This is a genomic window from Acidithiobacillus sp. (assembly GCF_023256195.1).
GTDB lineage: Bacteria > Pseudomonadota > Gammaproteobacteria > Acidithiobacillales > Acidithiobacillaceae > Acidithiobacillus_A.
In genome coordinates, this window is the sequence record NZ_JAGDWX010000023.1 from 150,691 (window position 1) to 164,584 (window position 13,894).

The window sequence follows — 13,894 nt, forward strand, 5'->3', positions numbered from 1 at the left end:
AGGAGAAGAGTGCGGTCGTCGCCGTCGGCCTGAGTCTTCCAGCCCGCAGGGATAGCGAGCCATCGATCACGCTCCGGGTCTAGGCTCGCGTTCTTGCGCAGCGCATGAGGGCACTGGGAATCCGTACCAGGAGCCACGGCAGCGGCGCAGGTTCCCCAGGCGAGGTTCTGCGGAAATAGGCTCGTACAGCACGCACCAGAGCAACATCGAAGCGGCCACGGGGAGCGGGAAATGAAAAAACCGCACCTGAGAAGCCTTTCCTCCGGACTGCGCGGCAGGCGTCCCCTTGGATCGGGATAGCCCCACCCAGCGACATCGGGAGTCCAATCGGTGTTCTCAGAGCACCGTCAGTAAAGCCGGCAGGCCGATCCAACCCAGCAGCAACACGACGATCCCCAGGGCGCCGAGGTAGGACCATGAGCTCGCATGGTGCAGGACCGGGCTGCGCTCGCTCGAATCCGCGCGCCAGATGGCTGGAAGATAGTAGGCAAAGGACAGGGCACTCATGAGCGCAAGGAGGACCGCGAGGGGCCAGAGTCCGGCATGGATGGCCACCACCAGCACCCCGAGTTTGGCAAAGAAACCGATGCTCGGGGGCATACCTGCCAAAGACAGCAGGGCAAGCGCCAGTAGACCAGCAAGCACCGGCTGCCGTTGCCGCAGGACCTTCCAGGGAATGCCGTGACTATCCTCCGGCAGCACTGCCAGGGGCAGGAAACTGGCCAAGTGCATGAGGCCGTAGGCCAGCGCATAGACGGTAGCCGCGACGATCCCCAAGGGACCGGCGCCGAGAGCGGCGAGAAAATAACCAGCGTGGGCCACGGCGGAATAGCCCATGAGACGGCGGATACGCTGGCTGCGCAAGGCCAGGAGATTGCCCGCCACCATACTGATGGCGGCCAGCACCCACAGTGGGGTCGTCCAACTCTCGCTGACGCTGGCCAGATCGATCCAGGCACCGAGAATGCCCACCTTGGCCACGGCGCCGAGGAGCAGGACGATGGGTGCCGGTGCACCCTCGTAGATATCCGCCACCCAGGTGTGAAAGGGCGCCACCGCCAGCTCGAAGGCCAGCGCGGCGTAGAGCAGCAGTAGCCCCAGGTGGCTGGCAAAGCCCGTCAGCAGGCTGCCCGCCGGCGGAATCAGAGCGAGGCTGCCATTGCCGAGGAAGAGGGTCGCCACACCGAGACCGAACAGAGCCGACGCCAGACCCGCGAGCAGGGCGTATTTGGTCGCTGCTTCCAGGGCGACGCGGCGACTTCCCGGCCAGGCAAGCAGGGCAAAGAAAGGTAGCACCTGCAATTCGAGGCCGACAAAGAGTCCCAGGAGGGTCTGGCTGCTCACCAGACAGAGGGCCCCCAGAAGAACGGTCAGGGAAAGCCCCGTCAGAGCTCCCGGCAAACGCCGGGCCAGCGGATGTCCGGCGGTGAAAACCAGCACGGCGGCGGTGGCAAGACCCAGATAGGCACCCAGTACACTGGCGCTGCTGTCCCAATAGAAGCCCGCGCCCAGCGTCAGCCGCGAGTGGAAGACGGCCGCGGCTGTGAGAATGGCTGTCAGGGCGCCGAATCCCGGCGCCCAGCGTGCCAGATGTCGAGATAGATCAAAGAAGAATGCGATGATGGTCGCCGCACCCACCAGAATGAGGGGTTCCAGGCTCGCTTCAATGGCCATGCGCGACCCCTCCGAAGAGGACGGCGCTGTGGACCGGCAGCAATCCCTGGAACTGCCCAAGGAGTGGCTGTGGATCGAGACCGAGCCACAGGCAGAGCAGACCGAGAGCCCACAGGAGTGCCAGCTCGCGCCCGGCCAGATCACCGGTACCCCGGGCGATGCCCGGATTCAGAGGACCCAGCATGACGCGCTCATAGGCGCGCAGAAAGACCACCACGCTGAGCAGGATACCAAGGGCGGCGATGGCGGCCGGCCAGGGCGAGACGCGAAAGGCACCGGCCAGAGAAAGGAACTCCCCGGGGAAATTGGCAAGACCCGGCAGGCCCATACCTGTGAGGAAGAAAAACAGCATCCAGGCACCCAACTGCGGCGTCTGCCGAAACAGGCCCCCCAGCGCATCCCAGTGGCCGGGCAGGCCACGCGCCTCGAGGATGGCGATCACGCCGAAGAGACCTGCCGCCAGCACCGCGTGCGCCACCAGCAGAAACAGCGCACCGTGCACGGCCTGCTCCTGCAGTGCGAAGAGACCGATGGCGACAAGATTCATGTGGCTTACGCTAACCCAGGCGGCAAAACGACGCAGATTGGGGGCATCCAGGGCGAGAAAAGCGGCGTAGAGCGTGCCTATGGCGCCCAGAAGGATGCCGTAGGGTGCAAAATGCAGGGCTCCCAAGGGCAGCAGAGGGATGGCCCAATGGATGAGGCCGTAGGCCCCGGCGAGGACGGCGGCACCCGACAGGAGCATGCTGGCCGGCGGTGCCGCCCGTCCGTAGGCTGGCCCGGCCCAGCTATGCAGAGGAAAAAGGGGAAGTTTGACAGCAAGACCAGCGAGCATGGCAAGGAATAGCCACCAGGCGAGGTCCGGATCCGGTGCCGCTGCCGCCGCGAGGTGGGTCCAAGAAAAAGTGTAGATACCGTTTGTGTTCCCGCTGCGCAGGTAAAGGTACAGCACCGCCACCAGCAAGAGAAGCGAACCGCCCACGGTGTATAGCAGAAAGCGCAGCGCCGCAGCCCGATCCCGATCGCCGCCGATGAGGATCATCCAGGCGCCGCTCAAGGCGACGATCTCGTAAAAGAGGTAGAAGCCCAGGAAATTCTGGGAAAAGAAAGTCCCCATGAGGGCGCCGACCAGAACCAAGGCGGCGATGGTGAATCCACGGAATTCCTCCAGACGCCAGGCGAAGAGCAGAGCAAAAGGCAGCAGGGCAGCGGCCGTCACGGCCAAGGTCGCGCCGAGGCTGGAGTTCTGCAGGTACCACAGGTATCCGAGCAAGGGCAGATGGAGTGCCCGGCTGTCCGGCGTGTCCGCCCCGAACAGGACGGCGAGAGCCAGTAGCAGCTCGAACAGAGCGGCGGGTACCGCCAGGCGGTGACTGTCCTGGGCGCGCCCAGCAAGCCACAGGGCGACGAGCCAGGGCCAGAGGATGAGCGCGCTGAGCATCACAGGCCGCCCCAGAGGAGGAGCAGGAGTAGCAAGAGGCCGAAGCCCATGAAGGCCACATAACGGCTGACCAGGCCATTTTCGCCCCAGACCAGGCCCACCCCGCCCCATTGCAAGCCCTCGCGGATTCCGCCCAGGATGCCGCTACGAAAGAGCAGATGCTCCACGCCGAGGCGCAGGAACCGAGCCCCGCCGTACACCACCGGCGGCAGGAAGCGCAGCGCCACGGCATCGACATACCAGGCATGGGCCAGGAAGCCGATGCGGCTCAGACCGCGGCCCTGTCGTTCCCAGCGTGCCGCCAGATAGCCGAGCCATATCCCCACCAGTGTCACGGCGGCACCGACGGTTTCGAGGACCAGGGCCAGGTTCCCCGAGGGCTCAGGCGTCGGTCCCAGCTCGGCCCGTAGCCAGGGCAGCCAGAGGTGCGGTCCGGGCCAACCCGGCGGAAACTGCAGCCAACCGATACCGATGCTGGCCACCGCGAGGATCAGGAGGGGAATCTTCATGCCCCAGCCGAGCTGGTACGGCTCGCCCACCCTCGGCTCTCCCTCGAAGACCAGGAAATACAGGCGAAAGGCATACGCCGCCGTCATCAGTGCGGCGGCCAGCGCCAGGGCGTAGAGCAGGGCGCCATGGGGTGCAAGCCAACTGGCATCGATGATGGCATCCTTGCTGTAAAAGCCGGCCGAGATCAGAGGCACTGCGGCGAGAGCCGAGATGCCGGCAAGGAAGGTCCAGCGCAGCAAAGGCTGCTGGTTCTTGAGGCCCCCCATGTGGCGGATGTCGTGGTCCTCGGCATAGATGCTGATGACCGCACCGGCTGCCATGAATAGCAGGGCCTTGAAGCACGCGTGCACGAGCAGGTGAAAGAGGCCCAGGGCCGGTGCACCGATGCCCACCGCCAGGAACATATAGCCCAACTGACTGATGGTGGAGTAGGCCAGAACCCGCTTGATATCCACCTGGGCGAGGCCGCAGCTGGCCGCAAAAAAGGCGGTCCAGGCGCCCAGGAGGGCAATGACCCAGAGCATGCCCGGCACCGCAGCAAAGAGTGGCAGCAGGCGAATGGAGAGATAGACGCCCGCCGTTACCATGGTCGCCGCGTGGATCAGTGCCGATACCGTACTGGGTCCGGCCATGGAGTCCGGTAGCCAAAGATGCAGGGGAAACTGCGCCGATTTTGCCAGAGCCCCGATGAGCACGAGTACGCTCGCCGCCAACAGAACCGATGGCACCGGCTGTCCAGAGATCATCTGCAGCAGCCGATGGATGTCCAGGGTGTGGTACTGGGCAAAGAGCAGGAATATGCCGATGGCGAAGGTCGTGTCGCCGATGCGCGTGACCACGAAAGCCTTGCGTCCGGCCCAGGCATTTTTCTTCTGGCGGTACCAGTGGGCCACCAGGGCATAGGAGCACAGGCCCACCGTCTCCCAGCCCAGGTAGAGCAGCAGGAGATTGTCGGCCATGGTCAAGACCAGCATGCCGCCGACGAAGAGATTCAGATAGAAGTAATAACGCCGCTCGCCATAGTCCCCGGCGAGAAACTGCTGAGAATACAGGTGGATGAGGAAGCCTGCGAAGGCGGCAATGGAAACCATCACCAGACTGACGGCATCGATGCGCAGGCCGATCTCAGCGACGAAGGAGCCGACGGCCATCCAGGTCCAGACCCGATCCACCAGCTCCGGATGGGTGGCGTGTTCCAGCCATATGACCAGTATCACGACGCTGGAGAGCAGGGGCATGAGGGCCGCCAGCCTTTTGACCATGGGCACGCCCAGCCATTGGCCGAAGCCCGCGTTGATGAGGGCTCCCAGGAGCGGGAAGCCGGGAATGAGCCAGAGCCAGTCAGCCATCCCGCCCACCCCGCAAATGTCGCAAGGTATCCACACTGCTACCGCCAAAGGCTTTGCGCACGCGCAGCAGCAGCGCCAGGGTCGGTGCCAACGCCGCGCCACTCATGGCCATCAGAAAGAGAGCCAGGATCTGACCGTCGACACGCTGCCAGACAGCGCCCCCCACCAGAGCAATGACCATGGCGGCACTGAAGAGCAGCTCCACACCCAAAAGAAAAAAGATCAGGCTGCGGCGCAGCAACACCAGAGTTAGGCCTGCCAGCACCAAAGCAAAGGCAATGACGAGGGCAATATCAGCGAGATTCACGGTCGTCCTCTCCATGGTGGATGGCCAGCACCGCCCCGATCACCGCAAAGAGCAGGACGGCCAGCGCCTCCATGAGCCAGAGCCAGGGGCCAAACAGGGCTGCGCCAATCTGGGCAATGCTGAGGGGGTGTGGAACGAAGCGCGGAGCTGGCTGCGGCAAAAGCAGGAGTCCCAATACCAGGGCCAGGGCGCAGAGCAAGCCGAGTGCGGGTCCGGCACCGCGGCGAAAGCGCTGGCCCGAAGTGTTGGCCTCTCGCTCGGGGCCGAGCAACATGATGGCAAAGAGAAAGAGTACCAGGATGGCGCCGAGGTAGAGGATCACCTCCAGGGCCGCGACGAAAGGCGCTTCCAGGAGCAGAAAAAGCAGGGCCAGCAAAAGCAGCAGGATACCGAAGAGGACAGCACCGCGCATGGGCGTCGCCTCATAGGCAAGCGCCGCAAGGACCGCTATTACCAGAAGCACGAGGATCAGGGCCAGGGGCATCATGGTCGGTTGTCCAAGGGATCCAGGGGTGCGGCGGCCGCAGGCACGGCGGTGGCCGCTTCGATGCGTACACCGGCGTGATCGTAGTAGCGATAGTGCGGGTGCTTGCCAGGGCCATCGATGAGCAGGGCCTCCTTCGGGTAGACGAAGTCGGCCCGTCGCTCCTTGCCGAAGGCAAACTCGTCCAGCAACTGGATGGCCAGGGTTGGACAGGCTTCCTCACAGAGGCCGCAGTAGATGCAGCGGCTGAAATTGATGCGGAAGGCGCGGGCATAGCGACGCCCGTCGGGGCGATCATCGCCCTCCAGTTCAATGCAATGGGTGGGGCAGACCGCTGAACAGAGTTCGCATGCCACACAACGCTCGTCGCCGTCAGGGTCGCGGGTCAGGACCGGACGTCCGCGCCAGCGCGGGGCGATCTGCGGCTGTTCCTCGGGGTAGGACAGAGTCACCGGCCAGCGCCCCAACTGCCTCAGCGTCGTCCAGAAGCCCAGGACCCAGGCACGCAAGCCCAGTCTCATAGCCACCCCCAGCGCAAACCTGCGGCGACCAGCGCCGTCCCCATGAGATTCACGAGCGCCAGCGGCAGGAGCCACCGCCAGCCAAGGTGCAGGAGTTGATCGTAGCGCGGCCGCGGCAGGGTCGCCCGCAGCCAGAAGAAGCAAAAGATGAGCAGCGCGCTCTTGCCCAGCAGCCAGAGCCAGCCGGGTGCCCAGGGCCCGTGCCAGCCGCCCAGGTAGAGCAGACTGATGAGCATCGCCGTCAGCACGAGGCTCACATACTCCCCCAAAAAGAAAAAGCCGAAGGGCATTCCGCCATATTCCGTGTGATAACCAGCCACGAGTTCGCTTTCGGCCTCCGGCAGATCGAAGGGCAGACGCTCCGTCTCGGCGATGCCGGCGATGGTGAAGATGAGAAAACCCAGGGGCTGCAGCAGGATGTAGGGCAGCGACTGGGCACTGGTCATGCCCCCCAGCGAGAGGCTGCCGCTCAGAAGGACGATGGCCAGCAGGCTGAGACCCATGGGGAGCTCGTAGCTCACCAGCTGGGCAACGGCGCGGATGGCACCGTAGAGCGCAAATTTGTTGCCCGAGGCCCAGCCACCCAGAAACACCCCGTAGACATGCAGGGAGCTCAGGGCGAGGATGAAGAGCAGCCCGATCTGCCAGTCGCCGGCCCAAGAGATGTCGGGACTCAGGGGAATCACGGCAAAGGCAGCCAGGGCGCTGAAGGCCACCAGCAGAGGAGCCAGACGATAGAGCCAGGGGTCGGCAAAACTGGGCAGGAAATCGGCCTTGGTCAGCAGTTTGAGCGCATCGGCCAGGGCCTGGCCCACGCCGAGCGGACCCAGACGGTTGGGGCCCCAGCGATTCTGCAGGAGGGCCAGCACTCGCCGTTCTGCAAAGACCAGAAAGCCCGCGATACCCAACAGCAGGAATATCGTCAGGATCATGCCCAGAAGGGTCCACAGGACGCTCACGGGGCCGACTCCTCGAGCGCGTCGATGCGCTCGCCCGGGTGGTAGCCCAGATCCGAGAGATCGCTGGGGGGCAAGGCGAGCACATCCGCTGCCATGCCCGCCACCTCGACGATGGGATAGCGGCGGGTCTGCCCGTCGCGGCTGGTCAGCAGCATGGCCTGCGCTTGGGTCTGTCCCGGCGCCAAGCGCACCCCTGCCACCGGCGCCAGACTCTGCAGTTCCCCGGCGAAGCGGGCCTGTGCCTCATCGCCGTACCAATGGAAGGCACTCAGCCACCAGCGCCCCGTACCGCTGTGGGGAACGGGCACGATGCCAATGCGAAAGCGGGCGCGCAGGGCGTCGGGGATGAATGAGCCGGGATCTCCGGGCCCTGGGAGCTCGGGGCAGAGGTAATGACGATAGAACTCCAAGCGTTGATGAAAGCTTTCCAGACGACCACCGCGCTGCGCCAGCGCCTCCGCCAGGTCTCGCGGCTCCCACAGGGCTAGCTCCTCGCGCATGCCACCGGCGGGCAGGGGAAAGGTGCTGCGACTGGGATCCCAGTGGGGGTGATACTGCGCCGGCCGATAGACTCTGGCGAAGGCCTGAAACCGCCCCTCATAGTTCAGAAACACTCCCTCCCGTTCCGCCACGGCGGCCATGGGCAATTGCAGCTCTGCGGCCTCCAGGGTCGTCGTCGGCAGACAGTCCAGCAGGCTGATCCGCAGCGCCGATGATCGCTGGCGCCAGAAAGGTGCGTCGCCATCCTCCCCCAGGGGGTCCGCCGCCAGCGCCAGCAGATGGCGGCAGCGTCCGACGCGGATGGCTTCGCGCAGACGCTGGCTCTGACCATCGGTGGCGAAAAAGGCGGCGCCGCCGAGATTGGGAGCCCGGTGGGCGACGACGACCCCGGTCCCGGGGGGCAGATCCTCCTGCAGGCGACGCAGCACGTGAACGCCCGCGGGCCCCAGGGCGTCGGCGCTGGCCAGGATGACGCCGCGTTTGCCCGAGGGTAGGGCCCGGCACCAGTCGCCCGCCGCATCGACGTAGCCGTCCGGACGCAGGCGCCGTAGCTCCCCATATCGGTCCAGGGCGGTGGGCAGCACCGAAGCCAGGGTCAGCTGGGCGCCACGCCGCAGAGCCGCTTGCACGGGCAGGCGCAGACTGGGGGAGATCTCCAGGGCCTGACCGAGGATCAGGATCCGCTCGGCTTCGCCAAGTTGCCGCAGGGAAGGCGCCTGGGGCAGGGCCAGAATCTCGCGTGCCAGGGCTTCTTGCCAGGGATCCGAGAAGGCGGCAAAGGGTGCCCCATAGGCATCGGCCAGGGCGAGCCAGGCGAGGTTGTCCTGGACGTCTGCCCGTGGCGAGCCCAGAAAGCCCGTCTCCCCTTGCCGCAGGAGGTCCGTGAGTCGATCCAGCGCCTCGTCGCGCTCGATTTCCCGCGATCTCAGGCGATGCCGCCAGGGCCGGCGGCGATGGACGACGTGGCGAAAGCCGTAGCGCCCGCGATCGCAGAGAAAATACGGATTGATGTCGGGGTGGTGCCGTTGGCGGACACGCCGCAGCCGTCCGCGCGCAGCCCCCGGCGCCGTGTTGCAACCCAGATTGCAATGTGGACAGATGGAAGCGGCCGTTTCCAGGTCCCAGGGACGGAGGTAACTCGCGTGATAGACCTTGTCCGTGAACACTCCGGTCGGGCAGACCTCCGCCAGGTTGCCGGCAAAAGGACTCTCCAGGGGACCGTCGTGCAGTCGACCGAAGAACACTCGGTCGCGCGAGCCGAAGACGCCGAAGTCCTCACCGCCGGCTATGTCCTGGTAGAAGCGTACGCAGCGATAGCAGGTGATGCAGCGATTCATCTCCTGCCGAATGAGGGGGCCGAGCTGCTGACTGCGGAAGGTGCGCTTGGCATTCTCGTAGTGGCGTAGGCGATGGCCGGCGCGCACCGTCATGTCCTGCAGGTGGCACTGGCCGCCCTCGTCGCAGATGGGGCAGTCGTGCGGGTGATTGCGCATGAGCAGTTCGCTGATGGCGGCGTGTTCCCGTCTCACGTCGGACTCCGCCGTCACCAGCTGCAGACCGGCGCTGGCGGGCAGCAGGCAGGCCATCATCACCCGCGGCGGATGTTTGTCGTCGTGGGGATAGAGTTTGACGGCACATTGGCGACAGGCGCCCAGGCTGCCCAGCGCCGGGTGATAGCAGAAATAAGGCACATCCCGGTCCCGGCCCATGGCCAGCAGGGCCTCTAGAACGTTCTGTCCCGGTTGGAAGGGAATTTCCCGACCGTCGAGATAGAAATGCGCCGTCATGCCCGCCCTCCATAGGGACAGGCCTGCCCTTCGACGTGGGCGCGGAAGTCCTCCTGGAAACTCTCCAATCCCGACAACACCGGCATGAGCGCTCCCGGCGCCAGAGCGCAGAAGCTGTTGGGCGCGATCTCTGCCCCCAGACTACGAATCTTGTCGATGTCGGCCATCTCGCCCTGCCCCTGCTCGATGCGTTGCAAAAGCCACTGTATATAGGGTAGCCCCTCGCGGCAGGGTGTACAGAAACCGCAGGACTCGCGCGCGAAGAATCGGGTGGTAGCCAACAGAAAATCCACGGGACAATGTTGGTCGTCGAGGACGATGATTCCCCCCGTACCCAGCCGTGAGCCGATCTTGGCCATAGCATCGAAATGCATGGGGGTGTCGAATCGATCGGGCAGGACGAAGGGAGTCGATGATCCCCCAGGTAACACGCCGCGGATCCGCCGCCCGGACAAAGCGCCGCCGGCGTGGATTTCGAGAATCTCGCCCAAAGGAGTCCCCATGGGCAGTTCAAAGACACCGGGCCGGCGTACCGGGCCACTGACGTTGTAGAGTTTGGTGCCCACGCCCCCGTGGACCCCCAGGGCGCGCCAGGCGTCGACGCCGAGGCGCAGAATGCCGGGTAACTGGGCAAAGGTCTCCGCATTGTTGACGGTGGTGGGTTTCAGCCACAGGCCTTGCTGGGCGATGTGGGGCGGCTTCTTGCGCGGGTTGGGGCGGCGCCCCTCGATCGCGTTGAGGATGGCCGAGTCCTCGCCGCAGATGTAACGGCCCAGGGACAGATGGAGGTCCAGGCGCAGTTCGCCGGCCGGCAATCGGCACAGCCCGGCATTTTGTACTGCCGTCAACGCCCGCCGTAATACAGTGGCGCCTTCGGCATATTCGCCGCGGATGAAGACGACGGCGTACTGAACCTCGAGGGCGTGGGCGGCGATGAGCATGCCTTCGAGGATCTGGTGGGGAGCGCCGAAGAGCAGGGCGCGATCCTTGAAACTGCCGGGCTCCGTCTCATCCAGGTTACAGACGAGGTAGCGCGGTGTGGGCGCGTCGAGCCCTCGTAGACGCCATTTCACGCCCGTCGGAAAGCCCGCCCCGCCGCAACCGCGCAGACCCGAGCGCTCCACCTCGGCGATGAGTTGCGCGGGCGACATGGCCAGCGCCCGTTGCAGCCCCTCGTAGCCGCCCTCATCGCGGTAGCGACTGAAATCCGCGGGATCCTTTGCGCCGAAGTAGCGACTGAGCAGTTGCATCAACGGTGCTCCCAGCTTGCCAGCAGCGCAACCAAGGCGTCGCCGTCGAATCCGCCCACGGCATGCCCGTCCACCAGGGCCGCCGGAGCCCGATCGCAGAGCCCCAAGCAGACATGGGGGAGAATGCTGTAGCTGCCCTCTTTGGCCACTTGCCCCAGGGTCACGCCGCTGATCTCCTCGGCCTGCCGCAAGAGCGAGTCGGCCCCCGCCAGGTGGCAGGAGACGCTGTCGCAGATGCGCAGCAGATGCCGTCCTGCCGGCCGGCGCAGAACCAAGGGATAGAAACTGCAGAGCTCTTCTACCTTCACCGGGGGCATTCCCGTCTGTTGCGCCGCGTAGAGCAGGGTGTCGTCGTCGATGTAGCCCAAGGCTTGTTGCAAGAGACGCAGCACATCGCTGATGGCCGCCTCACGCTGCGGCGCCTGCCGCAGATGTGCTTCGATCTCCGTACGAACGGAGGACGGCAGACGATCAGCGATCGAGGTCGGCGAGGACATAGTCCAGGGATCCTATGGTAGCGATGAAATTGGGCAGGCTGAGACCGCGGCCGAGCTCGGTGATCATCTGCACGTGGGCGAAGGAACCGGTGCGTACTCGCAGGCGATAGGGCTTGGGGCCACCGTCGCTGACGACAAAGTATCCCAAGAGGCCGCGCGCCGACTCGCCCAGCCCCAAGGCCGAACCGGGCGGTGGGCCGAATTCGTCGGCCATCTGCTCGAAGTGGTGGATGAGGGTCTCGATGTCCAGCAGGGTCCGGTCCTTGGGCATGAGCGCCAGAGCTGCGTCGCTGGCCAGGGTCGGTCCCCCTGGGAGGATGTCCGCGAGCTGTCGCAGAATGCCGATACTCTCGCGGATTTCGGCGATGTGCAGCCAGGTCCGAGTCCAGGCGTCGCCGGCTGTGGCTACCGGCACCGTAAACTCGACACCATCGTAGAGGCCATAGGGCGCTGCCTTGCGCAGGTCAAAGGCACGGCCGGTGCTGCGCAGAAGGATGCTGGTAGCGCACCAGCGTTCCGCCTGCTCCGCTGTGACTACCCCGACGCCTTCGGTACGGGCACGAAAGATGGGGTTATCCACGGTGAGCCGTTCGCTGTCCACGAGACCTTGCTCGACCCGTTGCAGGAGTGCGAGCAGATCGTCGCGCCAGCCAGCCGGAAGATCATCGGCCACCCCCCCGATGCGGAAAAACTGCGGGTGCAGGCGACCGCCCGTGAAGCGCTCCAGAAGCTCCAAGAGCCAGGCCCGGTCACGAAAGGCGTAAAAAGCCGGTCCCATGGTGCCGAGGTCGTTGCCGTAGCTGCCCAGCCACACCAGGTGCGAGCTGATGCGGCAGAGTTCGGCGAGCAAGGTGCGAATGCCCTCGGCACGTTCCGGAACGGTAATACCCGCCAGAGCCTCGACGGCGCGCAGGTAGGGCCACTCTCCCAGGACCCCGCCCAGATAATCCACGCGATCGGTGTAGGGAATGAAATTGTGGAAGCTATGGCCCTCGGCAATCTTCTCTACCCCCCGGTGGTGGTAGCCGATGTCCGGGTCGACGGCGACGATGGTCTCGCCGCGCAGGCGCAGAATATAACGCAGAATGCCGTGGGTCCCGGGGTGATGCGGTCCGACATTGAGCACCATGGTCTCGCCGTCGTCCAATGGGCCCGCGTCGGGACTGCGCTGATATTGTTCCAGGAGCTCCTGCAGGTGGGCACGGTCGATGACGATGGCGGGCCGTTCGGTGGCGCGGATCGCTTCCTCCTTGCGCAGGGGGTGTCCTTGCCACTGGGGTGGCAGGAGCAGTCGACGAAGATCCGGGTGGCCGCTGAAATGCAGGCCGAAAAGATCGAAGACTTCGCGTTCGTACCAGTTGGCGTTGGCAAAAAGCGCCGTGACGGAAGGCGCCGTCTCCTGGCCGGCGGGCAGCGGCACGCGCAGGCGCAGAAACTCCGCCACGGCGTAATTGAAGAGGTGATAGATCAGGGTGAAGCTGCCACCCAAAGGCCTCTCGTCCACGGCCGTGAGGTCCCAGAGACAGCGATAGGGCTGCTGCCAGTCGTCGCGCAGGTAGCGCAGGCAGGGCAGCAGGCTTGCCACCGACAGCTTGAAGTCCAGACAATCGTCACAGGCGGCGGTGAAGGGTGTGGCCGAAAATTCCTTCTGCAGGGCTTCGGCCAAAAGCATCAGAGCTCCTCACGCGCCACGACCCGTGCCGGCCGCCGACGAATCTTGCGCTGCAAGAGCAGAAGCCCCTCGGTGAGCGCCTCCGGACGCGGCGGACAGCCCGGTACGTAGACGTCCACCGGCAGGATCTGGTCCAGTCCCTGGATGACGCTGTAAACGTCGTACATGCCCCCGGAATTGGCGCAGGAGCCCATGGAAATGACCCACTTGGGTTCGAGCATCTGTTCGTAGACCTCGACGATCATGGGCGCCATCTTGGCGAAGACGGTGCCGGAGCAGATGAGCACATCGGCCTGCCGCGGCGACGAGCGCAGGACCTCGGCGCCGAAGCGGGCGATGTCGTGGCGCGGCGTAACCGCTGCCACCATCTCTATGAAACAGCAGGAGGTACCAAAATTGAGGGGCCACAAGGAACCGGCCCGGCTCCAGGCGATCAGCTCATCCAGCTTACCCGCCAGCAGCGACAGCGGACCTCGGGTCAAGGCCATCGCAGAGCCCCCATCCGCCACTCGTAGACCCAGCCCAAGCCGAGAATGCCGATAAAAATCAATCCACCCACGACCGCGTCCAGGGAAAGACCGTGGAAGGCCACCGCCCAGGCGAAGAGGAAGGCGCCCTCCAGTTCAAAGACCAGAAAGGACACCGCCAGCAGGTAGAAGGCCACCTGCAATGGCGGGTGGGAGCGACTGCCGCGACCGAGACCACTTTCGAAGGGAATGTCCTGGTTCTGACCGCTTCGATGCGGACCCAGGCGCCTTGCCAGCAGGAGCAAGGCAGCGAGAATGAGGATCACGAGGATGGCAAACAGACCCACGCGCCCCCCATCGCTCCATTGCATCGGCCCTGTCCTCCCGTCGTCCCAAAATGCGCTACAGTAAAAAGTGTAGTCTGAGAACCCGGCACTGCAAGAAGACGTAGCCCCCGTTCCCAGACCGAACTACC

The 13,894-nt window shown here is 65.1% G+C and carries 13 protein-coding genes; all 13 read right to left on the reverse strand.

Going from position 1 to position 13,894, the window contains the following annotated elements:
- Positions 1-336: 336 nt before the first annotated feature.
- From Q0C23_RS05435 to Q0C23_RS05495, 13 genes are read right to left on the reverse strand one after another with little or no spacing between them, the layout of a single operon-like run.
- On the reverse strand, positions 337-1,674 hold the full coding sequence (locus Q0C23_RS05435) for a proton-conducting transporter membrane subunit (protein ID WP_291511370.1): 1,338 nt from the start codon (positions 1,672-1,674) through the stop codon (positions 337-339).
- The gene (locus Q0C23_RS05440; RefSeq protein ID WP_291511475.1) at positions 1,664-3,115 is read right to left on the reverse strand and encodes a NuoM family protein; all 1,452 of its coding nucleotides are present in this window, start codon (positions 3,113-3,115) and stop codon (positions 1,664-1,666) included. The genes Q0C23_RS05435 and Q0C23_RS05440 overlap by 11 nt, the downstream gene beginning before the upstream one ends.
- Positions 3,115-4,974: an NADH-quinone oxidoreductase subunit L gene (gene nuoL / locus Q0C23_RS05445; RefSeq protein ID WP_291511371.1), complete on the reverse strand. Its 1,860-nt coding sequence runs from the start codon at positions 4,972-4,974 to the stop codon at positions 3,115-3,117. The genes Q0C23_RS05440 and nuoL overlap by 1 nt, the downstream gene beginning before the upstream one ends.
- Positions 4,967-5,281: an NADH-quinone oxidoreductase subunit K gene (locus tag Q0C23_RS05450; protein ID WP_291511372.1), complete on the reverse strand. Its 315-nt coding sequence runs from the start codon at positions 5,279-5,281 to the stop codon at positions 4,967-4,969. Before Q0C23_RS05450 ends, nuoL begins: the two co-directional genes overlap by 8 nt.
- The gene (locus Q0C23_RS05455; protein ID WP_291511373.1) at positions 5,268-5,768 is read right to left on the reverse strand and encodes an NADH-quinone oxidoreductase subunit J; all 501 of its coding nucleotides are present in this window, start codon (positions 5,766-5,768) and stop codon (positions 5,268-5,270) included. The genes Q0C23_RS05450 and Q0C23_RS05455 overlap by 14 nt, the downstream gene beginning before the upstream one ends.
- Complete coding sequence (gene nuoI, locus Q0C23_RS05460) at positions 5,765-6,286, reverse strand: NADH-quinone oxidoreductase subunit NuoI (protein ID WP_291511374.1); 522 nt, start codon at positions 6,284-6,286, stop codon at positions 5,765-5,767. Before nuoI ends, Q0C23_RS05455 begins: the two co-directional genes overlap by 4 nt.
- On the reverse strand, positions 6,283-7,245 hold the full coding sequence (nuoH, locus tag Q0C23_RS05465; RefSeq protein WP_291511375.1) for an NADH-quinone oxidoreductase subunit NuoH: 963 nt from the start codon (positions 7,243-7,245) through the stop codon (positions 6,283-6,285). The genes nuoI and nuoH overlap by 4 nt, the downstream gene beginning before the upstream one ends.
- Entirely contained in the window at positions 7,242-9,533 is a 2,292-nt protein-coding gene (locus Q0C23_RS05470) for a 2Fe-2S iron-sulfur cluster-binding protein (protein WP_291511376.1), read from the reverse strand. The genes nuoH and Q0C23_RS05470 overlap by 4 nt, the downstream gene beginning before the upstream one ends.
- Complete coding sequence (locus tag Q0C23_RS05475; RefSeq protein ID WP_291511377.1) at positions 9,530-10,783, reverse strand: NADH-ubiquinone oxidoreductase-F iron-sulfur binding region domain-containing protein; 1,254 nt, start codon at positions 10,781-10,783, stop codon at positions 9,530-9,532. Before Q0C23_RS05475 ends, Q0C23_RS05470 begins: the two co-directional genes overlap by 4 nt.
- Positions 10,783-11,280 (reverse strand): NAD(P)H-dependent oxidoreductase subunit E, encoded by a 498-nt coding sequence (locus tag Q0C23_RS05480; RefSeq protein ID WP_291511378.1) that lies wholly within the window; start codon positions 11,278-11,280, stop codon positions 10,783-10,785. The genes Q0C23_RS05475 and Q0C23_RS05480 overlap by 1 nt, the downstream gene beginning before the upstream one ends.
- A complete protein-coding gene (locus Q0C23_RS05485) occupies positions 11,255-12,952 on the reverse strand; it encodes an NADH-quinone oxidoreductase subunit D (protein WP_291511379.1) in 1,698 nt (565 codons plus the stop codon). The genes Q0C23_RS05480 and Q0C23_RS05485 overlap by 26 nt, the downstream gene beginning before the upstream one ends.
- The gene (locus Q0C23_RS05490; RefSeq protein WP_291511380.1) at positions 12,952-13,440 is read right to left on the reverse strand and encodes an NADH-quinone oxidoreductase subunit B; all 489 of its coding nucleotides are present in this window, start codon (positions 13,438-13,440) and stop codon (positions 12,952-12,954) included. The genes Q0C23_RS05485 and Q0C23_RS05490 overlap by 1 nt, the downstream gene beginning before the upstream one ends.
- Positions 13,431-13,790 (reverse strand): NADH-quinone oxidoreductase subunit A, encoded by a 360-nt coding sequence (locus Q0C23_RS05495; protein ID WP_291511381.1) that lies wholly within the window; start codon positions 13,788-13,790, stop codon positions 13,431-13,433. The genes Q0C23_RS05490 and Q0C23_RS05495 overlap by 10 nt, the downstream gene beginning before the upstream one ends.
- Between the last annotated feature and the right edge of the window lie 104 nt (positions 13,791-13,894).